Origin of the sequence: Paenibacillus sp. FSL R10-2734 (assembly GCF_037963865.1) — a bacterium.
In the GTDB taxonomy this organism is placed as follows: domain Bacteria; phylum Bacillota; class Bacilli; order Paenibacillales; family Paenibacillaceae; genus Paenibacillus_AQ.
Genome location: NZ_CP150170.1, coordinates 3,578,777 through 3,601,419 on the forward strand (window position 1 = coordinate 3,578,777; position 22,643 = coordinate 3,601,419).

A 22,643-nucleotide genomic window follows, 5' to 3' on the forward strand; every position below is an offset into this window, starting at 1 on the left:
AATTTCTCATAGGAAAGTAGGGGCTTGTATGACATCTGTACCCGTTGTAGGGAAACCCTACACCATGCGTAATTTATTTCTGTTTGCGGTTATGGGTTACATCATCTGCCTTCCAGCTCAAATTGATATCGGCGGCGCCTTTCGAATCGCACCCTCTGATCTCTTCTTAATGCTAGGTTTGTTTGCAGCAGGTTTACACCTCAAAGTGGACCCGAGGCAATTCAGTTCATGGCATTGGGGGATGTTGTTTATCTTCGTCCTCGCTTCATTTGTATCCATTTGGCGCAATGGATTCATTACGCAATACGCGCTATTGCAAAAGGATGTTGGCTTCATTCTCCTACTGCTGACTTATATCATGCTTATCCAGGCTGTAGACAGCTGGGATCGGTTATATAAAATGCTACAAGCCTTTCTGATCAGTGTGCTGATTTTCAATGGCGTCGCTTTGTTCGATTTTTTTAGCGGAGTCAAAGTGCCGTTTATGGTGCAAGACGGTCGACTGTCCGGGATGCTAATTGATCCGAATGCATACGGCGGATTATTAGTAACGGCTTTCGCCATTCATATTATGACGAGCGGTGATGGGGTGAAGCTTCTTCCGGGATGGGTGAGTACGTTAGCGACGATAACCTTAGCCGGGGGCATTATGATGACCTTTTCACGATCGTCATGGATTGGCCTTTTCCTTGTTCTTCTTACACTTCTGCTGACTAATCCTTCTCATCTTCTCAAGATCGGCATGGGGTTTAGCGTCGCGTTTGTAGCATTGCTGTTGTATAAAGGCACAGCTTATCTGGATGTGCTTGGGAATATGGCCAGTAGACCTTCGCAGATTCAGTCACGTCTTGACATCATTGGGAAGGCGGTGGATTGGATCGCACAAAGTCCATTGTTAGGGATTGGACTCGGTACTTATAACTATGAACTGCGCATTATTATCCATAATACTCCGATCTGGTTTATGACGGAATTTGGCTTACTGGGCCTGATCGTGTATGGCGGATTCATGCTCTGGTTCTTCATCGTTGGGATCCGTTCTTATCGCGCGGCTGACAAGGTGAACAGACCGATCATTATGGCATTACTGCTGTCTCACGCAGCGATGATTGGACTTTCGATGGGAATAGAAGCCTTATTCCAGCGGTACTGGTGGTTCATGATGGCTATGAACGCAGCTTGCATCCGATTAACGAATACGGGGTGGAAAGGAGTGAGGCGGTATCGAACCAAAGGCATTGAAAGGCCAACCGGGGGTAAGCTACGACAACCAACCGAACAGGCGCAACAAGCGCATTAACAAGAGATTCGGGAGCATACCTGCTGAAGACTCTAGGCCAGTAAGAGTTGCTTTTGTAGCCTCCATTTATGGGCATTTCGTGAGTTTTCATCTACCTTACATGGAGTTATTACAGCAAAAGGGTTGTGAAGTTCATGCTTACGCGCAGCCAGGGGAAGCGAGATTACGCTTAGAAGAGAAGGGGATCGTGTGCCATGATGTGCCCATTCAGCGCAGCCCTTTGCAGATGCGGAACTGGGCCGCTCTAGGGATATTAACGGAAAGCTTCAAGAAGGAGGGGTTCCAGTTCGTCCATGTACATACGCCAGTCGCCTCGATTCTCGGACGGATTGCGGCCCATAGAGCAGGTGTACCTTGCACATTGTATACAGCTCACGGCTTTCATTTCTTCAAGGGAGCCCCTCTGCTGAACTGGATGCTTTATTATCCGTTAGAACGGCTGATGGCTCGTTGGACAGATGTGTTGATTACCATAAATAGTGAAGATCATGAACGTGCCCAGAAATTTTCTGTTCGAAAAAAAGTGACCTATGTAAGTGGTGTCGGACTTGATCTCCAGGTTTACGGTAGTGAACAGGAGCATTGTGAAGCTGCGAAGGAAAAGGCAGAAAGGCGACGCCAACTATTTAATCTGCGGAAGAGTGACAATGATGAACTTCCTTTCGTCGTCCTATGCGTTGCTGAACTGAACGCTAACAAGAACCAGAAGCAGCTGATCGAAGCACTGGGACAGTTGGGCGTTCTAGCAGGTAATATCCATCTGGCTTTTGCAGGTACGGGGCCGTTCGATCACACACTAACGGAACTTGCTAATCGGCTAGGAGTTAACGATCAGGTGCATCTGCTTGGGTACCGTAAGGATATTCCGGATCTACTTAGAGCGTGTGATGTAGCTGCTCTAGTATCCTATCGCGAGGGATTACCTCGGGCGATTATGGAGGCGATGGCAGTAGGAAAACCTGTGATCGGTACGCATATTCGGGGAATTCGCGATTTGATCGAACATGAGTCAACGGGCATGTTGGTTCCAGTTGATGATATTACCGTTACCGCTAAGGCATTAATTCAACTACGTGATGATCCTGCATTAACCAAGGCGATGGGGGAAGCGAACAAGGAGAGGATCATTCGCTATGGTCTGCCTGCGGTGCTTCGTGCAATGGACTCGATCTATGTTGAAGCGCTGAATAAGGGGGAAACATTGAGGCTTCCGTCTGAAATGCATGCGAGTCTGTCGGGAGATTGATCATTCACGCACCTATAAAAGGCGAGTAAATGAACTTTTAGTTAATTAGGGAGAAAGAAGTGATGAGAATGCGGATCGTCCGTTTGGTCATGTTGGATGCGGGGATTATTGCAGCTTCAGTGTGGCTTGTGTTTTTACTTCGGTTTGATTTTCAAATCCCTGAGATGTACGTATGGATGCTTCCGTGGGCAATATTCATTCACATTGCGGTGTATGCGGCCTTCTCATTCGGATTCAAAGTGTATAACAACATTTGGCGATACACGGGAATGAGAGAGTTACTCCAGCTTCTAAAAGTGAGTGCATTAACACTCGTTGGAGTGATTGTTGTCAATGTATCCACGCATGCAGTGGTCCCTTCCTATCGACTACCAATTTCTATTTATTTTGCAGCGGGTTATGTGTTTCTCGGCATTGTCGGATTACGAATGGTAAAACGTCTTCTAAATGATGGGTTTGAGACAGCGGGTGCGAAGGATTCCTTCGAAGGAAATCTTCTAATCGTAGGAGCTGGTAAGGCAGGAATCCTCGTTACTAAAGATATCAAGCATTCAAAGTTTAAATTTATGAATCCGGTCGCCTTCATTGATGATGATACATTCAAACAAAAGCTGGAGGTTATGGGGCTGCCGATTGTGGGTAACCGAAAATTCATTCCCGAGGCAGTGAAGCAGTTGGATATTTCTTTCATTATTATTGCGCTTCCGACGGCTCCGCATAACGACTTAATGGAGATCATCGAGATCTGTAAATCAACAAAAGCACAGATTAAGCTAATGCCGAGCATGACAGAAATTTTGGACGGGAAAATGGCAATCAATCGGATCCGTGAAGTGTCCGTAAATGATTTGCTAGGTAGAACTCCAGTAGAAATTAACACGGAAGAGATTCGCGAGAATTTGGGGAGTGAGTGTATCCTCATCACGGGTGCAGGAGGCTCCATTGGGTCGGAACTGTGCCGACAGCTCGCTGCCTATCGTCCGAAGGAGATGCTGCTTCTTGGACACGGGGAGAACAGTATTTACCTGATTGAACAAGAGCTACGCAAGCTATACCCTGAGCAGAAGATTCAGCCCATCATTGCTGATATTCAGGATGTTTCTCGGATCGAAAGTGTTTTCCAGAATTTCCGACCTTCGATCGTGTATCACGCCGCCGCGCACAAGCATGTTCCCCTCATGGAGATGAATCCGGTGGAGGCAGTTAAGAACAACGTTATCGGAACAAGGAATGTAGCGGAGGCGAGTGCCAAATATGGCGTTAAGCGGTTCATACTAATTTCTTCCGACAAAGCAGTTAATCCAACCAGTGTTATGGGAGCTACGAAGCGGGCTGCAGAAATGATTATTAATGATCAGAATTCATCCAGCAAGACAGTTTTTGCCGCTGTACGTTTCGGTAATGTGCTTGGTAGTCGGGGGAGCGTTATCCCGTTATTCAAAAGACAAATCGAGAGCGGTGGCCCGGTTACGGTTACCCATATGGATATGGTGCGGTATTTCATGACGATCCCTGAAGCAGTGCAGTTGGTAATCCAGGCAAGTGTACTGGCGCAAGGGGGCGAGGTGTTCGTGCTTGATATGGGTAAGCCGGTTCGTATATATGATCTTGCGAGAGATTTAATACGTTTGTCAGGCCTAGAACCCGATAAAGATATCCCGATTGTGATCACGGGGATTCGTCCTGGAGAGAAATTATATGAGGAGCTCCTGACGGAAGAGGAAGGCCTTCAAGTCACCAATAATTATCGCATCATGATCAGTCGTCCGCAAAGTGTTTCCAGATCCGAACTGAATTTGGTCCTTGGTGTTCTGGAGAATTTGTGCAAACGTTACGAATTTGTGCCAAGCAGCTATCAGATTAAGAAATTGTTAAAGCAGCTTATTCCGAGTTATTCGGGCTTTCAAGAAGAACCTCAGGTGGCTACTCATGAGCTTGAACGGATCAAATCCGAAGTTCATGCGGGGATCTGAGTGATGAAGTCGTTTATGAGCGCCTGGAAAAAAAGATTGCGGGGCAAGCGGGACAAGGAAATCACAGGAAAGCGTATAGTCTTGAGGCGAATTGGAAGATTCGCCCTGATTGCTTTTTTTATTGTGATTGTCGTTGGTGGGATCTGGATTAAAGGGGTGTTAAATCCTGAGCAGCGATTTCAAAAGGCTGTCCTTAATCCATTGACGATACCTAGCTCTAAAATTTCTGTGGAACCTGCAGCAAGCTCACAGTCAAATGGGATTCTGAATAGCTCAGCAATTACGGATGACCTAGTACTACCATCGTCTGAACCAACAGCGACACCTGCTGCAGCCGATAAAAAAACTTCATCTTTCAATGTGGTGTTAATTGGAACAGATACCTGGGGCGGGGAAATCTCGCGCGCTGACACCATTATGGTTGCACATGTGATGCCGGATCAGCGAAAAGTGAATATTGTCTCAGTACCGCGAGACACAAAAGTTTATGTGCAAAATGTTGGATATACCAAGATTAATCATGCTCATATAGTTGGGGAGTCAAAAGGCGGGAATCAGCAGGGAACGCTGACGCTCATTCAAGCAGTCAGCGACTTTATGAATATCCCCATTCATCATTACATCAAGACGAACTTCTCCGGTGTTCGTGATTTCATCGATTCGATTGGCGGGATCGATATGGTAATCGATCAGGATGTGACCATAACCCCAGAGATCACCATCAAGAAAGGTGAGCAGCATCTGGATGGCGTGCACGCACTATACCTAGCGAGGGAGCGATATTCGACTCCGGATGGTGACTTTAGTCGCCAAGAGGAACAATTTAATATCGTTAGAGCAGTGGCCAATAAGCTATTAAGCCCTGAGCATCTTCCAGATCTGGCGGGATTATTACTTCATGAAAAGAAAGACATTATCGATACAAGCTTCAGCGACAGTGATTTGCTCAGCTTGGCTTGGTTGTTCAAGGGGATAGCTTCCGCAGATTTCAAATACGAGCAGATTCCGGGTAAAAACAGCTTTGCACCTGATCCATTAGTCGGAACTAAGGTGTACTACTGGAGTGCTGATTTAAAGCAGGTGAACTCACTTAAGGAACGTCTTTTTACGGATTAAGAGAAAGACGGGAGGAGACTAACATGTATCGCTATATGAAACGAAGCTTCGATCTAGTGGGAGCGATCGTTATGTTATGTATATTTAGTCCAGTTCTGGCTGTGGTGGCGTTGTTGATTCGAATGAAGCTTGGAAGCCCAATCTTGTTCAAGCAGCAGCGACCAGGACGGGGAGAGAAACCCTTCTTCATCTACAAATTTCGAACCATGGCTGAACTTTATGATACGCAGGGACAGCTATTACCGGATGAGCGACGATATATCAAGTTTGGTGGAATCATCCGCAAGCTAAGTCTGGATGAGCTGCCGCAATTGGTGAATGTTGTGAAGGGAGAAATGAGCCTAATTGGCCCAAGACCCTTACTCATGCGTTACAGCCCGCACTACTCCGAACGGGAGAGATTGCGATTCTCTGTAAGACCAGGAATTACGGGATTAGCACAGGTGTCAGGACGCAATACTTCGTCGTGGAAAGACCGTCTTTCGTATGATGTCACCTATGTCGAGAATCTAAGCTTAAGACTTGATGCGCTGATTTTATGTAAAACCGTATTGAAGGTGATTCGCCAAGATGACGTTGTAGCCAATCCAGGTCGGCATAGCCTACCTCTGGATGAGTATAGGCTGAATAAAAAGGAGGGGCAGGCATGAATGTGCAGTTTAGACCGCTGCATGAAGAAGATATAAATCATGCATGCCGGCTCTTGAAGAGCAACTTACCGGAGCATGTTTACAATCAAACGATATTTGCTTGTGCTGGTTATCCAGCATATCTACAAGCAGCTTGTAAGTGTGGCGCCCATTCAGCCACATTGTTAATTGGAGCCTATATTGGAGATCTGCTCATTGGGTTCGCTGAATGGCGTCGAATGGAACAGATGTTAGTTCTAAATAACTTGAATGTGGATGCGGTGTATCGCAAGGATGGCATTGGCGGCATGCTCATGGCTTACGGAGAGAAATTAGCCAAGAGAGAGGGCATTAAGAAGCTGGTACTTGATGTGTTCTCATGGAATGAACAGGCTCATGCTTGGTATCTTCGCCTAGGCTTTGCGGAAGAAGGACGTACTTATTGGTACGTGAGAGATTTGGAACGTTCATTAGTGGCTAATGCAGATGTTATTGCTGCTAGCGCGCATATAGATGATGAAGAAGTGGCTTACATCATTGATGATTACCCAATGGCAGAGGCACATCATCTAAAATACGGATTCTCTTCTTTTAGGATTAGAACAAATCAGAAGACTTCAGTTGTGGGTCGACTCGGCGAGCAGTATTTTCGCATCCAGCTGCAAATTGGGGAGTGGGATGGTGGGTACCCACTAACTGATGTGTTACTCGACCTAGACCGGGAGAGAAAGTTGTTGTTACTTTCATCCGATGCATTTTTACGAGAGAGAGACCCTGCGCTTAGCTTAAGCACTGAAAGTATACGAATGATTAAGATATTGGATTATCAGGAGGCGACATATGAGTAACTTCATTGTCCTTAATAGCTCGCATTCTGAAGAATGGGATGCTTATTTGAATCAGATGGATCGAAAGGATATCTATTTCTCTGTAGATTTTTTTCGACTGTTCGAGGATGAAGATCATCAACAGGCAGAGCTGTTTGTATTTAAGCAGGGTGAACAGCTCATCATTTATCCTTACTTACTTCGATCGATAAGCCATCTTCCCGCAGTCATCCAACTGGGTCTTGAAGGGGAATGGTACGACATTAGTACACCTTATGGATACGGGGGACCGATATCTAATGTTCCTACAGGAGCTGAACGAACAGAGCTGTATCGACAATTCAGTGAAACGTTCACAGATTACTGCAGAGAGAAAAGGATTATGACCGAGTTTGTAAGGTTTCATCCTTTAATAGGCAATGCCACCGAATACCAAAAAGGGCTTACTACGGAGTTGAACCGGAATACAGCTTATATGGATTTGACGGTTGGTTCGGAGTCAGCGCTTATCCAGAATTATGGCAGCAATCATAAAAGAAATATTCGCAAATTAAAGTCAGCTCCATTTACCATTCGAAAGTCGGATCTTAAGGATCGGATCGAGTCTTTCACCGAATTATATTACGGTACGTTAAATGATTTACAAGCAGATCCCTTTTATTATTTCCCTCAAAAATTTATAGAAGATACAAGCCTTTTGCCAGAAGGGCAGGTAGAGCTATTCGAGGCGGTGGATGGGGAGAAGACGGTAGCGGCCTGTATTGTACTTCTTGATCGACCATGGATGCATTATCACTTATGCGGTTGGGATCGGGCTTATCTGCAGTGGTCACCAACCAAATTTCTCATCCACTCAGCAGCCGTGTGGGGGATGGAGAATGGATACGAAAAATTCCATCTCGGTGGGGGATATAAGGGCAACGACGAACTGTTTCAGTTTAAGCTAAGATTCGCTACTCAACTAGAGCCACTGGACTATTACTTAGGTAAACGAATATTTTTTCCTGAGGTGTATGAACGTATTGTATCATTCTGCGACACGGAAATTGCGGGAAATTACTTTCCAATCTATCGGCATCCGTCTATTTTCAATCAAAATATATTGGACCACGCTCTGAAGTAAGACAATAAGATATGTAATCCATCTGGATTAAAGCATCCAAATGGAGAAAGGAGCAAGGCATGAGTATTCGTCAACCAAGCATTCTACCACGAATCTTGTTGTCCCCGCCGCATGTCAGTGGACGTGAACAGGCTTATTTGGAGGATGCAATTCATTCTGGCTGGATCGCTCCCATTGGACCACAAGTCGATGCTTTCGAGCGGGAGATGGCCGACTATACAGGCTCAAAGGGTGCACTTGCGTTAAGCTCAGGTACAGCGGCAATTCATCTCGCTCTACGTCTTGCTGGCGTCTCTCAAGGAGATTACGTGATTTGTTCGACGCTCACGTTCGTAGCTAGTGCCAATCCTATTCTATATTTGGGGGCTACACCTGTATTCGTAGACTCAGAGCCAGAGACATGGAATATGTGTCCACTAGCCTTTCAGCGGGCCTGCCAGGATTTGAATGATAGAGGGCTACTTCCTAAAGCAGCCGTTGTTGTCAATTTGTACGGTCAGAGCGCAGATATGGAGCCTATTGTAGAAATTGCGAATCGTTACGGTATTACTTTGATAGAAGATGCTGCTGAATCACTAGGTGCTTTTTATCACGGAAAGGCTAGTGGTACTTGGGGCCGCTTTGGAATCTATTCTTTCAACGGGAATAAGATCATTACAACCTCAGGTGGAGGGATGCTTGTGTCGGATGATACCGATGCATTGGAGCAGGCGCGTTTCTGGTCTACGCAAGCACGTGACACTGCACCACATTATCAGCATTCCGAAATGGGTTATAACTATAGGCTCAGTAACCTATTGGCAGCCATAGGCCGCGGTCAATTGGAACTGCTTGAGGAAAGAGTAGAACGGCGCAGACATATTTGTCAGACGTACTTAGAGCGACTGGGTTCTGTTCCAGGTCTTCATTTCATGCCGGAAGCGCCTAATTGTCGCAGTACACGCTGGTTAAGTGCGCTAACAATTGATGAAGAGATTGCTGGATTCTCCGCAAATCAACTCTTGAAGTGCCTGGAATTTAACAATATAGAAGCGAGACCTGTATGGAAACCGCTGCATCTACAACCGCTATTCGAGAATGCCTTCTATTATCCTTACATGGAGGGACATAGTGTATCTGATCAGTTGTTTACAAAAGGTGTATGCCTACCCTCTGGAAGCTCCTTATCGGATGATGATCTGGTACGTGTATTGGATGCAATAGAGACATGCATTCAGAAGCGCTAAATGATTACTTGGCAATCCAACCGTTAGCACCGGTTCCGCTTTCCTTCACATAAAAAGTAGCTTTAGCTACACCGTCTGTTCGCATAGCTAGACTGCCAACCGGAGCGGTTAAGCTTCCCTCGGGTGAACCTTCCACGATGAATACTGCGGGAAGTAATGTTCCCCCAACGAGTCGCATCGCCCGTTTGAAGTTGCCATAGGTTGAGAACCATTCAGTTATTGCATACGGATTATACAAAGTGCCAAGAGACGTACCCTGCATGGCAACCAACGTTTCAAATTCTAGAATGCGTTTTACCTTTACAGAACGAGTATCAAACACCGCTACATTGTTCAAATGCAAGAATGGCTTAGATGAACCATAAGAAGAGACTAGAACTACCTGATTGGTCCCGCTGTTACGAACGATCATATTGTCAACAGTAACCATCGTGTCTGATTGCGTAGCGAACAAGTATAAAGCATTACCTGTTAGATCCTGTACATCCATTGTCCCCACATAAAGATCTCCTCCGTCGATTCGGACTCCGCTAGCTAAGCTGGAGCCTGAGCTGTACACTCCTAACGATCCGATATGCAGTCTTGGTTTACCTCCGGAAGCATTGAACGCAGCATAGATGGCAGGACCTCCTATGCCATCGAACTTAGCACTCGCGATATCGATAAATTGTGAGTATATCGTCTGCAAACCGTAGCTAGCTTTATGATCTGTGGAACGAATAGATAAATGACTAATTTTCATAGTCAATCCATAAGACAGTAATGCTGGACTTACGGTTCCAGCAACACGCATATCAAGCGAACCGATGTCGAGGGTCCAGAGTTTAGCGATTTCATCTGTAAGCCCTGCCGACAGATCATTGCCGAAACCAGTAGTAGTCAAGGAGTCGAAGCGTTGATAAAAGCTGCGAGTTCCTTTAAACTCGTCGGGTTCTAAGTCTAGCGAGTTAGCCCCATTGAAGCTAGGTGCACCACCGCGGCTATTGTTTAGAACCGCGCTGTTAACATGAAGCTGATCTACAAAATGAATGACGAAGTTCTTTCGTCCAGCAGTTTCACAACGGGCATACCCGATCTGCACATTAACGGATGGAATTTCTTCCGTGCCTCCAATAAAAATATTATCACCGTAGCAATCATGGGAGTACACCGATTCGATGGATATATTTTGCGAAGAAGAAATGAACAAGCCGTGAAGCTGATCGTTGACGTTTGTTTTCACAGTTGAAGCACTTCCATCAATTTCGAGAGCGCCAGTGATCGCGATATTTGAGGCATTTAAGATGACGAGTACTCTAGTGTCTGATGGTGGGTTTGGGGCTAGGACTAATTTGGAGCCGGGTTCAAAACTTAGGTTGGTTCCAGCTGGAATACGAAGACACCACCATTCAAGGATGGAAGGATTACGCATGCGGCCGGATGAGACTTTGTATACACCAGGCGGGAAAATAACAACTTTGCGTTTAGCGTTTCCAGCATTGATTGCATTTTGAATCGCAACGGTGTCGTCTTTAACACCATTCCCAGTGGCTCCGTATGATCGAACATTCACGTAACCGTTAGTCTCTGGGTCTAATTTAATTGAAGTGACCGCGCCGTCCACAATAACGGACGTTGTTACAGAATTATCTGGAATAGGGGCAGTTGCCATATACTTCACTCCTTTATTCTTTGATTTAGTATTTTATGTGAACTTTTCTATAGATGCCTGTACAAAGAACACTCATATAGGGCGAAAGGAGTTTTTTATTTGAAAGTATTGGTAACTGGGGGGCTTGGGTTTATTGGGTCCCATGTTGTTGATAGGCTCATAAGAGAAGGCAATGAAACTGTAATTGTAGATAATGTATCGGGTGCCTCCGGCTCATTCTATAGAAATCCTTCCGCACTTCTATATCCGTACGATATTCGGGATGAGACACTGAGCGAGGTCTTTAGCCGTGAGAAGCCGAACGTGGTCATTCATCTGGCTGCACAGATCGACGTAAGAGAATCACAGCGAAATCCGTTGTTTGATGCGAACGTGAATATTGTTGGAACACTAAACGTCCTTCGTATGTGCGAGGCTCATCATGTTGAAAAGATTGTTTACGCCTCATCAGCTGCTGTATATGGTAACCCTGAATATTTAAGCATTGATGAGAAACATCCCTTAAATCCAGAGTCTTGCTATGGCGTATCCAAAAGTGTTCCTGAGTCCTACATTCGGATGTTTGCCAGCATGCACGGCCTGAAGTATACGGTTCTCCGTCTGGCTAACGTATATGGACCACGGCAAAGCTCGCATGGTGAAGCTGGCGTTGTTTCGATTTTTCTGGATCGTATGAAGCAAGGCAAGGACTTGGTGATCTACGGGGATGGAGAACAGACCAGAGATTTTGTCTATGTTGAGGATGTGGCACAGGCGTTTGTAGATGCGGCTCTTACGGTTGACAGAGTGGATAATCAGATCCTGAATATTAGCTGCGGAGTAGCTACCTCGATTAATACAATGGTGGAGATGATGGGTGACATAACGGGTAGAGTTTCTCATACAACCTATGAACAGGCTCGACCGGGCGATATTATTCACAGCTATTTAAACAATAAGAAAGCATGGGAATTGATGTTCTGGTCTCCTAACCATGCTCTTCACGAGGGACTTGAGAAGACGATTGCAGCCCGATTGACTGTAGGAAGTGCTGTGAATTACTAATCGCAAATATCGAAAGGGGTCATCCCCATGGAACGAAAATTGAATTCGGAAATGTTTGTTCTGCGTAGTATAGCCTGTTTAAGTATAGCGCTGCTGCATGCTTTATATCGAGTCTATGATGACGGAAATACGACTTGGGTAGAGTCGGTGGGTCTATTGCTTACATTTGGCACGCCAGTGTTTATATTTATCTCCCAATTTGTATTATCGTTTGCTTACCCAGATGGAATTCCCGCGAGATTTTGGGAGAAACGAATCAAGTATATTTTACTTCCCTACTTTTTTTTCGGTGCTTTGTACGCAGGTTTAAAAGGTTTGGATATGTCGAGCAGTGAGGGCATTCCACTACTTCAGGCCTTTTGGTATTACCTCTGGCGCCATATATTACTTGGAGATTTTCATGGCTACTTTATCCTCATTATCTTTCAGTTTTATGGCCTGTTCATCTTGTTTCAAAAGCATGCCAAAAAATTCACACCCCGCTCATTGCTGATTGCATCGTTCGTATTAAACGTAGTGTACTTAGCGTTCTTTAACTTCACCAAGCCCGTGGATACGGTAGCTGCTCATTATATCTGGGATAAACTGTATTGGGTTTTCTCACCTGGGTGGATTTTCTACTTTACTGTGGCTTATTACTTGGGGCGAAATGAGACTTGGTTCCGGGCAAAATTAAAACAGTTCCGATTAGCCGTCTACATGCTTCCGGTTGTAACTGGGGCGCTAGTGCTGTTCGTGAATGGGCAAGGCTGGATTACGGCACATAGTTCTAAGAGAGTGGATATGTTACTTTTCGCTATGAGCATGACTTTTCTACTGTTCACAGTTGCTTCTTCATTAAAGAAAGTGCCGCGTGTGCTGGAGTGGAGCAGTAAATACTCCTTTGGCATATACTTGCTTCACCCGTTGCTATTGGCTTTGTTTGTCAAACTTCCTTCTTCATTCGGGTTGCAAAATCTTGGACTATTCAGTGTTCTGCTACAATTTGTCGGGTGTGTAGTGGGTTCGGCAATCATCATGAACCTTGCGAATCGTATTCCAGGGGGAGCCTTTGTATTCGGTCGAATCGGGATTGGAATTAATCAGAGAACACCGCCGAAACCGCTGGATAAGCCCATAAACTCGAGCATTGGGAACATAAACTAGCTAAAAATTGACCACTAACCTTCCGTTTTTCAGGTGATTAGTGGTCTTTTAATATTCTCTTGGTAAATCGCCATTACATCGCACTAGTTACACCCACTCAATCCTCATTAAAAAGGCTAAATAGTTGTAAAAAGTACAATTGCGCTTTTTCGTTTGCTGCTTAGTTCCAGTTTAATTGCATACTGTACAACTATTTTCCGAGAATTTCGCTATATGGAGGTAAATGTTCATTTTTAAGTGTATAGAGTGCAACTAAATCCCAGTAAACTACCTTCAAAGCGTATATAGTTGCACAAAATACAATTAAACCAACTTCGTCATCGCTTGCATTAGCTAAACTCTCGCACATTCGGCTAGACCCCCTTAATCCGGAGTCCTGTCCACCAAAAATACTGCAGACGTAGAATTACTCTTTCTTTCGAGCAATTACATCGCTCTATGAAATGCTGAAGAATCCTCTAGTGTTTTAACCCACGCTGAAAACACGGCTGGAGGTTTCGATTTTAAACTACCGTGCATTTTTCGGTTATTGTAGAAATCCATGTACTGGTCAAGCGATTCATAGGCCTCTTCAAATGTCCTAAAGTCCCTTATACGGAACAGATCGCGTTCCATCAAACTATGGAAAGACTCAATGTAGGCATTCATATTTGGTGTCCTTGGGGGTATGCGCTCATGGATAATATCTAGGCTCTCGCACATATCTCCAAATAGTTTACTGGTGAATTGAGGGCCGTTATCTGTACGAATCGTAGGTATCTCTTCACCTGCTGTTATCCGACTCTGAAGGGCGTAACAAAGCGTCTGAACGGCGTGCTTAGCTTCACAAGCGGGCCCTCTGTACTGTTTGACAACAACGCGATCAAACACATCAATGATACTGAGCACAAAAAAGAAACGCTCCAAACCACTGACGTAGCCGTACTTAATATCCATTTGCCAGAGTTGATTAGAGCTTGTAACGATACGGTTTCTCGGCAGTCTACGCGGATGTGACTGGACTCGCTGGCGTGGTTTTTGAAGAATGCCTAGCTCGTCACATAACCGGTAAGACTTCTTTTTATTTAGTTTCACGTTGTATTTATCCTGAATACATTTTGCGAGAAGTTTGTAGCCGTAAACATACTCTTCACCTTCAATCAGTTCAAGAAGCCATTGATTTATCTGTTCGTCGCATATGCGTTCGCCCTCATACGTATAAGAGTATCCGGGCACTGGACGGCCACGTCGGCCTCTTGTAGGGCGTTCAGATGGTGCAACATTCGCTCTTTTTTTGCGGTCATAATAGGTGGATTCCGAAATGCCTAAGATGCGCAGAACCACTGCTACTGGTTCTCCCCGCTTAATAAATGGTTCTGCTACTTCGAGTTTTTCAGATAAGCGGGGGCTTGCTTTTTTAGCAGTTCTCGTAAGATTTCAAGCTCGAGTTCCCTCTCCCCGAGCACCTTAACCGCCTTTTCGTACCGCTGTTCGACCTCTTGCAGCCGTTGTAGCTCCTGGAGGTGCTCGTCAGCAAACGGAATCTCTTCAGCAGGGATGAAGTCACGATGATCTCTTATCCAACTACGAATGGTTTCAGGATGGATGTCATACATGCGAGCCAATACCCCCACCTTAATACCAGCCAACGCTTCTTTAACGATGTTAAGCTGCGTTTCTTTATTCAACCTTTTTCCCATACTGGATCACTCCTTTAACTTAAGTTTAGATTATTGGGTGTAAAGACTCCAGTTTAATTAGGGGGCCTAGGAGCATTCGCGGCGTGGTCCCAGTTTAATTGTTGTATTGCAGCCAGATAGCACGTAATCCTGCCGTTTCGGACCGTATTGCAGCTATTTGAGCTTTTTGCATCATTTTGCTATAGATTCGGACTGTGTAGCTCTTATTTCCATAAAAGCACACTTTTTTGGAGTAGTTTTGAGTAAATAGTTGCATCTGAGTCCGATAATCTAGCAAAATGGCCAAAATCATTAAAATAAGGGCTTCTCAGTCCGGTTTATAATCGTGAGGAGCTGAAATAGTTGGAATTATCGGGGAATCCTATTATAATGGGTTTCTTGCTTAAATGTAATTATGAATATTTAACCATTTACATCCAGAGAATAATGCAACTCGCAGACATTAGGAGGAAATGAAAAGTGGAACTTGGAATTAGCACATTTGTCGAGACAACCCCTGATGTCCAAACAGGTGAGACAATAAGTCATGCAGAACGGCTGCGTGAAGTGGTGGAGGAAATTGTACTCGCCGAAGAGGTGGGACTAGATGTATATGGAGTGGGCGAGCATCATCGTCATGATTATGCGGCGTCTTCGCCTGCAGTTGTATTGGCCGCGGCTGCGGCTTTGACTACAAAAATTCGGTTGACCAGTGCCGTAATGATCCTGTCTTCAGCAGATCCGGTTCGTGTGTTTCAGGATTTTGCAACGCTGGACGGTATATCAAACGGACGTGCGGAGATTATGATCGGCCGTGGCTCGTTTACGGAGTCTTTTCCTTTATTCGGATATGATCTGAAAGATTATGAAGAGCTGTTCAATGAGAAGCTCGAATTGTTATTAGCTATTCAGAAGTCTGAAAAAGTAACCTGGAGCGGCAAACATCGAGCGGCCATAGACAATTTGGGTATTTACCCACGTCCGGTTCAAGATCCTTTACCGATTTGGATTGGGAGTGCAGGAAGTCCAGAGTCAGCGATCCGCACAGGGGCATTAGGCTTGCCTTTTGTTTTGGCCATTATTGGAAATGTACTACCGCTTGATTACGCATCACATGTGCAGCTCTACAAAAAAGAAGCGGCTGAAGCCGGCTACGATATTTCAAGCTTGCCCATTGCGTCACACTCTCACGGATTTATTGCTGAGACTAATGAGTTAGCACTGGAGAAGTTTTTTCCTTCAACGTTTGCTCGGACCAATGTGCGGGCGAAGGAAAAAGGGTCGCCTCCATACCATCGTTCCGATTATGATGCCGCGTGCAGCTTTGATGGTGCTTTATACGTAGGTGATCCAGAAACTGTCGCTAACAAAATCATTCATCTTCGCAAGCATGTGGGGATTACGCGATTCTTTTTACATATGCCCCACGGTACAATGCCTCATGAGGATGTAATGCAAGCGATTAGACTGCTGGGAACGGAAGTAGCCCCTCGTGTTAGAGAAGAAGTAGCGCGCTGGGAAGCAAGTAATCGTTAAGCCAATAAGCTGCGTCCTTAGGACGTGGCTTTTTTTGTGAGGTATACTAAAGTAACGAATAACGTTATTTACAGGAGGGGCAATGGAGAATATTCATTATTTATCTCAATTCAATTTGCTTCAATCGTTAGCGCTAGAAGATCTAATAGAAATGGAAGATTTAACTCAAATAACAGTAGTCCCGAAAAAAACATATATTCAAACACCGGACACCTTTTCTGAAGGATTGTTTTTTGTGAAAAAAGGGAAGGTTCGCTTATATCGATTGAATGCGGATGGGAAGCAGTTTACGTCGGATATTTTGAGTGAAGGTAATGTTTTTGGTGAAATGGATGTGATATCTTTTGGAACTGGAGATCATTACATTGAAGCAATGGAAGAGTGCCATATCTGTACAATTGATCCTGCAAGATTTGAAGAATTCATAGCTCATAGACCTAGATTTTTGATGTCACTAATGCAAGTATTGAGCGATCGAATAAAAAGTATGAGTCAGTTAACACAAAATCTGGCCATCGGAAATCTGCATGATAAAATATTGTGCGTTCTTTTAAAGCTATCTGATCAACATGGGATAAAGAATGAGGACAATTATTATAAAATCAATGTTCCACTGTCACATCAAGAAATCGCTAATTTGATTGGTGCGAGCAGAGAAGCGGTTACGGTTGCATTACAAGAATTGGTGAAGTCTGAGGTGATTCAGACAGGTTTCAGAACCGTACATATTCATCGTGACAAGGTATTAGAAAGAAATTTAACATAGCGTTCGAGTTGTAAATGAGATTACATCTATTTTTCTTATGAAAACGGTATCCTTGATATGACATGAAGCTTAATAAGCTTTCAAATCATAGGTGAAGGGACGATTTTCATGGAACACAGGAAGGGAGCTCGAAAGGTTAGTGACATTCCCGTTGAAATTATAGAATTACTGAATACGGGGTATTTACAAACCGTGAATTTAACAGAATGGCTTGCTGTGGATCATATTGTGCTGCTGGAAAATGTGCTTGAAGAGCTTGGTTTTGGGCAGGAATCTAAACCTATCCTACATAGGCTAAACGATTTATCGGAAAAGAAAATAATGAAGCTCATACCCGCTATTGCGCGGGAGTGGCGACAGGCATTGGACAGCAAATCAGAGGGGGAACAATCCCGAGTATTCACAGCTTTAGCGCAGCATCGTTCCGATAGTGTCCGATGTTGGGCTGCCTATATGGTCGGTCAAAATCAATCCTTAAGTCTATCGCAAAAGCTAACAGCCATACGTCCTTTTGCAGCGGATGATCATTTTGGGGTGCGTGAGATTTCATGGATGGCTTTAAGGGAATCAGTCATTGCCGAGCTGGAAGATTCCATTGAATGGCTAGAGGACTGGGTTCATGATCAAGAAGTGAATATTAGAAGATTTGCGATCGAATTGACGCGTCCACATGGGGTATGGGCGAAGCATATTACAGCACTCAAAGAAAATCCGGCGATTGCACGTTCGCTTTTAGAACCGCTTAAGTCTGATCCGGCAAAATACGTTCAGGATTCTGTTAGCAATTGGTTAAATGATGCTAGTAAAAGCAATCCAGCATGGGTACAGCAAATTTGTGACGACTGGCTGATCCTTTCAGATACGAAGGAAACAAAGCGGATTGTAACTCGAGCTACAAGAAGTATCACTGATCAACATTGAAATTACTTAATTGAATTTGAATTAAAGATAAAACGCCAAACACTATGCGTATAAGTGATGGCGTTTTTTAGTATGGAATTAGAAGTAAACTTGGATAATCAAAGGAAATTAATCATTGCTATTTATTATTTAAACCGAAAAACGAGAAAATATTTATATTGTTAATCTGTATTTCATCTGTTATACTCAAAAACACAAAATGTTATAAAAACTAACATACAAAAAGATGGAGGAGGAGTTTAGTATGGAGAAACAAACATTTCGCAAGATTGGTGTCATGTTATCAATGTTTTTAGTGGTGAATTCGTCAGTTGGTGTTATGTATGCTAACACATATGATGGAGTGTATAAACCCAAAACACATATTCTCAAGGCGAATTCGGACACTGTTCGATGGGGGAATATTGGTAAGGGGAATCCAGCTTTAACTGTACATTCGGGAGACATCGTAACGGTTGAGGGCATTACGCATCATTCAGGTGATGATTACGATCGAATGATTAAAGGGGATGCGGGAGTCGAAGATATTTTTCACTGGATTGAAGGGGAGAAGAATGAAGAACTTCGCGGACCGGGTGTACATATTATGACGGGGCCTATCGCAGTAGAAGGTGCTGAACCAGGAGATGTTCTGGAAGTGAAGATTTTGGATATGAAGCTGAGACCAAATGGGAATGACCAATACGCTGGCAAAACATATGGCGTGAATGCCGCGGCGAACTGGGGTTATCTATACGGAGATATGGTCGAGGAGCCGAAAAAACGTGAAGTGGTAACAATCTACGAGATGGATACGGAGGGGGGAACGGATTATGCAACAGCAGTTTATAACTATAAATGGACTGTGCAAACTGATCCGGATGGTCAAGTGCACCCGACAATTGACTATCCAGGTGTTATTGTAGACCATAGTACGATTGATAAGAACTTCGATGTGCTGAAAGGCGTGAAAATTCCGGTACGTCTACACTTTGGTACGATGGGCGTAGCGCCGAAAGAAGCGGATATTGTTGATTCCGTTCCACCTTCTTACAATGGCGGCAACGTAGATGATTGGCGGATTACTGAAGGTGCAACCATGTATTATCCTGTATCCGTACCAGGTGCACTTCTGTCGATAGGTGATCCGCATGCCGGACAAGGCGATTCGGAGATTAATGGAACTGCCATCGAGACCTCGGTAACAGGTGACATACAAGTTATTCTTCATAAAAAAGCATCACTAAACAACAAACTGAAAGGTTTAAACTTCCCATTACTTGAAAATGAGAATGAATGGGTTGTACATGGATTCAGTTACGCGAATTATTTGGAAGAGCTTGGAACGAATGCGCAGAAAGAGATCTTCAATAACTCTTCCATTGATAAAGCGATGAAGGATGCGGCTCATAAAACGAAAGATTTTTTAATGGCAGGAATGGATTTGAGCGAAGATGAAGCTTACTCTCTGATGTCTGTATCCGCTGATTTTGGAATTACACAAGTGGTGGATGGAAACTGGGGCGTTCATGCCTTGATAGACAAAGGTCAATTCGGCGAATCGGAGAGAAAGGCAGTGGGATTACGCAGCAGCTTTGAAGGCTTTGGAGCGAAAGTAAGCTGGAAAACAGCTAGCCAGATCGTTACAATAAGCTACAATGACAATGTGCTTGAGATGAAGGTCGGAGCGACAACAGGTACGTACAACGGGAAGACAGTGAAGCTTGTAGCCCCAATAAGAGTTGTAGACGAGAAGGTTGAGGCCAGCGAATACTTCGTGAATTTTTATAAATCTAAGCTGTCAAAGACAGAGTAGGGCGTATTAGCAATTATTAGATAATAATAATATAAGCATCCATATAAGAAAAGAACCGTCTTTTGCCGGTTCTTTTTCTTATATATTTAGACCGTCCTGATTCTTGTGGCGCTTTAATAAAATCTGGTTTTCTACACGTACTAGTCCATCGAGACAGTAGATCGATTCATGCATAAAGCGTTCCATCTCTTCAAGATTCTCAACTAGAATGTGAATATGAAGAATGCAAGGACCTGTCATTTCATAAAGTACGGCTACGCGTTCATTTTCTTTCAATACCTCGACAATATGATTTAGATGAGCAGGCTCTACTTCAAGTTCCAGGTACGCGGAAATTTTCTTTCCCAGCTTTTCTGCACTAATGACGATAGAGAATTGCTCGATAATGCCTTGATTGACGAGCCGATCGATGCGATCCTTCACCGCGACACTTGATAAGTTAACTTCTTTAGCTAGATCAGTATAGGATATTCTGCTGTTTTGGGTCAGCCGCTGTAAGATATGATTATCGATAGGATCAAGCATGTGGATTATTTCACCTCTTTTTTCGTAATTGTAACAGAAAAAAAGTGGGAATGCCTAGTAGTGCATCACAGCAGAAGTGTGTCTTAGCATTCTGAGCTTAAGATAGTTGACATTAAAGAATTATTTCACTATACTGGCTGTAATCTTATAAACGATATACGTTGAAGGAGCCCAGTAGTAGCTTAGTCCCTGTTCCAGAAAGCCGGGGGTTGATGAAACCCGGTACACACTAAGACTTACGAATTACACTTTGGAGTATCTCGGCTAACACCGAGCGGAATGGCGAACGATATCTCGTCAAGAGTGGTATCCATGTTATGCTTGAGCATAAGCGTTTCATTGGTGCAATCTGGGTGGTAACACGGTTATTCAATCGTCCCTATGTCTACAATAGACTAGGGGACGATTTTTTTTGTTTTTTTAAAATATAAGGATTTATATGTTTTACTTCATCAATTATCCTTATATTTCTCGCTGAAACGGTACCGTCCTAAAAAGAACGGCAAAGCCGTTTCCGCTTGGCGGACTAATGATTCGTTATAGGATATCTACTAATTTAAGGGGTGTTATGCAATGAATATTATCGACGAACTAGAATGGCGCGATGCCATCAATCAACAAACCGATGCCGAAGGGCTTAGAGAACTGACTAATCAAAAATCGGTATCCTTGTACTGTGGTGTAGATCCAACAGGTGACAGTATGCATATCGGCCATTTGATTCCGTTCATGGTACTTAAAAGATTCCAGCTTGCAGGACATCGTCCAGTAATTCTAATTGGTGGTGCTACAGGTACGATTGGTGATCCAAGTGGACGTCAGTCCGAACGCTCTTTGCAGACACTGGAGCAAATCCAAGCCAACGTGGATGCACTTACTGCACAAATGAAAAAGCTGTTCATAACCGATGGCGACAATCAAATTCGCATGGTGAACAACTACGATTGGACGCATAAAATCAATGTTATCGAATTTTTGCGTGACTATGGGAAGAACTTCAGCATCAATTCGATGCTTGCCAAAGATGTAGTAGCCAGCAGATTGGACAGCGGTATTTCCTTTACGGAATTCTCCTACCAAATCCTGCAATCCCTAGATTACCTGCATCTGTACCAGCATGAAGATGTACAATTGCAAATTGGTGGCTCTGACCAATGGGGCAACATTACAAGCGGCCTTGATCTGATTCGTAGAAAAGAAGGATCTGAGGCTGTAGCATTCGGACTTACTATTCCGCTTATGCTAAAAGCTGATGGCACGAAATTCGGTAAAACAGCTGGTGGAGCAATCTGGCTAGATCCGAACAAAACGACCGCATTTGAGTTCTACCAGTTCTGGGCAAATACAGATGACCGTGATGTTGTGAAATACTTGAAGTACTTTACATTCCTCTCGAAAGAACAAATTGATGGACTTGCAGAAAAAGTGCAAACCGAACCGCATAAGCGTGAAGCGCAAAAAACACTGGCTGAGGAAATGACCAGATTCGTACATGGAGAGGAGCTGTTGGAGCAGGCTAAACGTATTACGGCAGCTTTGTTCAGTGGAGATATTAAATCCCTAACCGCTGACGAGATCGAGCAGGGCTTCAAGGAAATGCCAACGTACGAAACGACATTAGAGTCCAAAAATATCGTGGAATGGCTTGTTGATTTAGGAATTGAGCCATCCAAACGTCAAGCACGTGAGGATATCACCAAAGGTGCAATTTCGATGAACGGTGAGAAGGTTAGCGATGTTGGAATGGAAGTTACAGCTAACGAAGCTATCGGCGGCCGATTTATTATTATCCGTAAGGGTAAGAAAAACTATAGCTTGGTGAAATTGTCTTAGCAAAAAATGATATTAAGAAGCCTTCCTTATATGTATAAGGGAGGCTTTTTGTTTTAATAGTACAAAAAATGAATTTCAAACACAAACCCAAAAATACTACAAATATCCAAAAATGTTACCTAAAAAATTCGAAGGCGAATTCTAATAGGTGATAAAAAAACCAAATCATCTAAATATTGTTATAGAGATATTTTTTTTAGATGTTAGAATGAAAGCGTTATCATTTTGCTGGTAATAAGTAGTAACAACAAAACTTTAAATATTAAAAATGGGGTCGATGACAATGAGATGCTAATTGTTTTTATATTGGTCAATGTTGTCCTTTTTA

At 43.8% G+C, this 22,643-nt stretch carries 20 protein-coding genes; 15 read left to right on the forward strand and 5 right to left on the reverse strand.

Annotated features, from left to right (window positions below; genetic code table 11):
• Positions 1-28: 28 nt before the first annotated feature.
• The 8 genes from NSS67_RS15740 to NSS67_RS15775 all read left to right on the forward strand — a co-directional run bounded on the left by NSS67_RS15740 (position 29) and on the right by NSS67_RS15775 (position 9,440).
• On the forward strand, positions 29-1,300 hold the full coding sequence (locus NSS67_RS15740; protein WP_339320396.1) for an O-antigen ligase family protein: 1,272 nt from the start codon (positions 29-31) through the stop codon (positions 1,298-1,300).
• Positions 1,239-2,546 (forward strand): glycosyltransferase family 4 protein, encoded by a 1,308-nt coding sequence (locus NSS67_RS15745; RefSeq protein ID WP_339320397.1) that lies wholly within the window; start codon positions 1,239-1,241, stop codon positions 2,544-2,546. Before NSS67_RS15740 ends, NSS67_RS15745 begins: the two co-directional genes overlap by 62 nt.
• Positions 2,547-2,608: 62 nt before the next feature.
• Positions 2,609-4,519, forward strand: coding sequence for a nucleoside-diphosphate sugar epimerase/dehydratase (locus NSS67_RS15750; RefSeq protein ID WP_339320398.1), 1,911 nt, complete (start codon positions 2,609-2,611; stop codon positions 4,517-4,519).
• Positions 4,520-4,522: 3 nt separating this feature from the next.
• On the forward strand, positions 4,523-5,635 hold the full coding sequence (locus NSS67_RS15755; protein ID WP_339320399.1) for an LCP family protein: 1,113 nt from the start codon (positions 4,523-4,525) through the stop codon (positions 5,633-5,635).
• A 23-nt stretch (positions 5,636-5,658) separates the two neighbouring features.
• Complete coding sequence (locus tag NSS67_RS15760; RefSeq protein ID WP_339320400.1) at positions 5,659-6,285, forward strand: sugar transferase; 627 nt, start codon at positions 5,659-5,661, stop codon at positions 6,283-6,285.
• Entirely contained in the window at positions 6,282-7,112 is an 831-nt protein-coding gene (locus NSS67_RS15765) for a GNAT family N-acetyltransferase (RefSeq protein WP_339320401.1), read from the forward strand. Before NSS67_RS15760 ends, NSS67_RS15765 begins: the two co-directional genes overlap by 4 nt.
• On the forward strand, positions 7,105-8,214 hold the full coding sequence (locus NSS67_RS15770) for a GNAT family N-acetyltransferase (protein WP_339320402.1): 1,110 nt from the start codon (positions 7,105-7,107) through the stop codon (positions 8,212-8,214). Before NSS67_RS15765 ends, NSS67_RS15770 begins: the two co-directional genes overlap by 8 nt.
• 59 nt (positions 8,215-8,273) lie before the next feature.
• Positions 8,274-9,440, forward strand: a complete 1,167-nt coding sequence (locus NSS67_RS15775) for an aminotransferase class I/II-fold pyridoxal phosphate-dependent enzyme (RefSeq protein ID WP_339320403.1) — start codon at positions 8,274-8,276, stop codon at positions 9,438-9,440.
• A gap of 4 nt (positions 9,441-9,444) precedes the next feature.
• On the opposite strand, the gene NSS67_RS15780 is transcribed toward NSS67_RS15775, so the two are convergent.
• Entirely contained in the window at positions 9,445-11,091 is a 1,647-nt protein-coding gene (locus tag NSS67_RS15780) for a glycosyl hydrolase family 28-related protein (protein ID WP_339320404.1), read from the reverse strand.
• Positions 11,092-11,190: 99 nt separating this feature from the next.
• On the opposite strand from NSS67_RS15780, the gene NSS67_RS15785 reads away from it, so the two are divergent.
• Complete coding sequence (locus tag NSS67_RS15785; protein ID WP_339320405.1) at positions 11,191-12,135, forward strand: NAD-dependent epimerase/dehydratase family protein; 945 nt, start codon at positions 11,191-11,193, stop codon at positions 12,133-12,135.
• 27 nt (positions 12,136-12,162) lie between these two features.
• Positions 12,163-13,281 carry an acyltransferase family protein gene (locus NSS67_RS15790; RefSeq protein WP_339320406.1) on the forward strand — a complete coding sequence of 373 codons (1,119 nt, stop codon included), beginning with the start codon at positions 12,163-12,165 and terminating at the stop codon, positions 13,279-13,281.
• A gap of 190 nt (positions 13,282-13,471) precedes the next feature.
• On the opposite strand, the gene NSS67_RS15795 is transcribed toward NSS67_RS15790, so the two are convergent.
• From NSS67_RS15795 to NSS67_RS15805, 3 genes are all read right to left on the reverse strand, one after another.
• On the reverse strand, positions 13,472-13,630 hold the full coding sequence (locus tag NSS67_RS15795) for a hypothetical protein (protein ID WP_339320407.1): 159 nt from the start codon (positions 13,628-13,630) through the stop codon (positions 13,472-13,474).
• 77 nt (positions 13,631-13,707) lie between these two features.
• Positions 13,708-14,628 (reverse strand): IS3 family transposase, encoded by a 921-nt coding sequence (locus tag NSS67_RS15800; RefSeq protein WP_339320536.1) that lies wholly within the window; start codon positions 14,626-14,628, stop codon positions 13,708-13,710.
• 11 nt (positions 14,629-14,639) lie between these two features.
• Positions 14,640-14,960 (reverse strand): helix-turn-helix domain-containing protein, encoded by a 321-nt coding sequence (locus NSS67_RS15805; protein ID WP_339319020.1) that lies wholly within the window; start codon positions 14,958-14,960, stop codon positions 14,640-14,642.
• Positions 14,961-15,419: 459 nt separating this feature from the next.
• On the opposite strand from NSS67_RS15805, the gene NSS67_RS15810 reads away from it, so the two are divergent.
• From NSS67_RS15810 to NSS67_RS15825, 4 genes are all read left to right on the forward strand, one after another.
• A complete protein-coding gene (locus tag NSS67_RS15810) occupies positions 15,420-16,475 on the forward strand; it encodes an LLM class flavin-dependent oxidoreductase (RefSeq protein ID WP_339320408.1) in 1,056 nt (351 codons plus the stop codon).
• 82 nt (positions 16,476-16,557) lie between these two features.
• Complete coding sequence (locus tag NSS67_RS15815; RefSeq protein ID WP_339320409.1) at positions 16,558-17,241, forward strand: Crp/Fnr family transcriptional regulator; 684 nt, start codon at positions 16,558-16,560, stop codon at positions 17,239-17,241.
• A gap of 108 nt (positions 17,242-17,349) precedes the next feature.
• Positions 17,350-18,162: a DNA alkylation repair protein gene (locus NSS67_RS15820; RefSeq protein ID WP_339320410.1), complete on the forward strand. Its 813-nt coding sequence runs from the start codon at positions 17,350-17,352 to the stop codon at positions 18,160-18,162.
• 244 nt (positions 18,163-18,406) lie between these two features.
• Positions 18,407-19,957 (forward strand): acetamidase/formamidase family protein, encoded by a 1,551-nt coding sequence (locus NSS67_RS15825; RefSeq protein ID WP_339320411.1) that lies wholly within the window; start codon positions 18,407-18,409, stop codon positions 19,955-19,957.
• Positions 19,958-20,035: 78 nt separating this feature from the next.
• Here the strand turns inward: NSS67_RS15825 and NSS67_RS15830 are convergent, their stop codons facing one another.
• The gene (locus tag NSS67_RS15830; protein WP_339320412.1) at positions 20,036-20,482 is read right to left on the reverse strand and encodes an Lrp/AsnC family transcriptional regulator; all 447 of its coding nucleotides are present in this window, start codon (positions 20,480-20,482) and stop codon (positions 20,036-20,038) included.
• Positions 20,483-21,055: 573 nt separating this feature from the next.
• Here NSS67_RS15830 and tyrS point away from each other — a divergent pair.
• The gene (gene tyrS / locus NSS67_RS15835) at positions 21,056-22,315 is read left to right on the forward strand and encodes a tyrosine--tRNA ligase (protein ID WP_339320413.1); all 1,260 of its coding nucleotides are present in this window, start codon (positions 21,056-21,058) and stop codon (positions 22,313-22,315) included.
• The last annotated feature ends 328 nt before the right edge of the window (positions 22,316-22,643 follow it).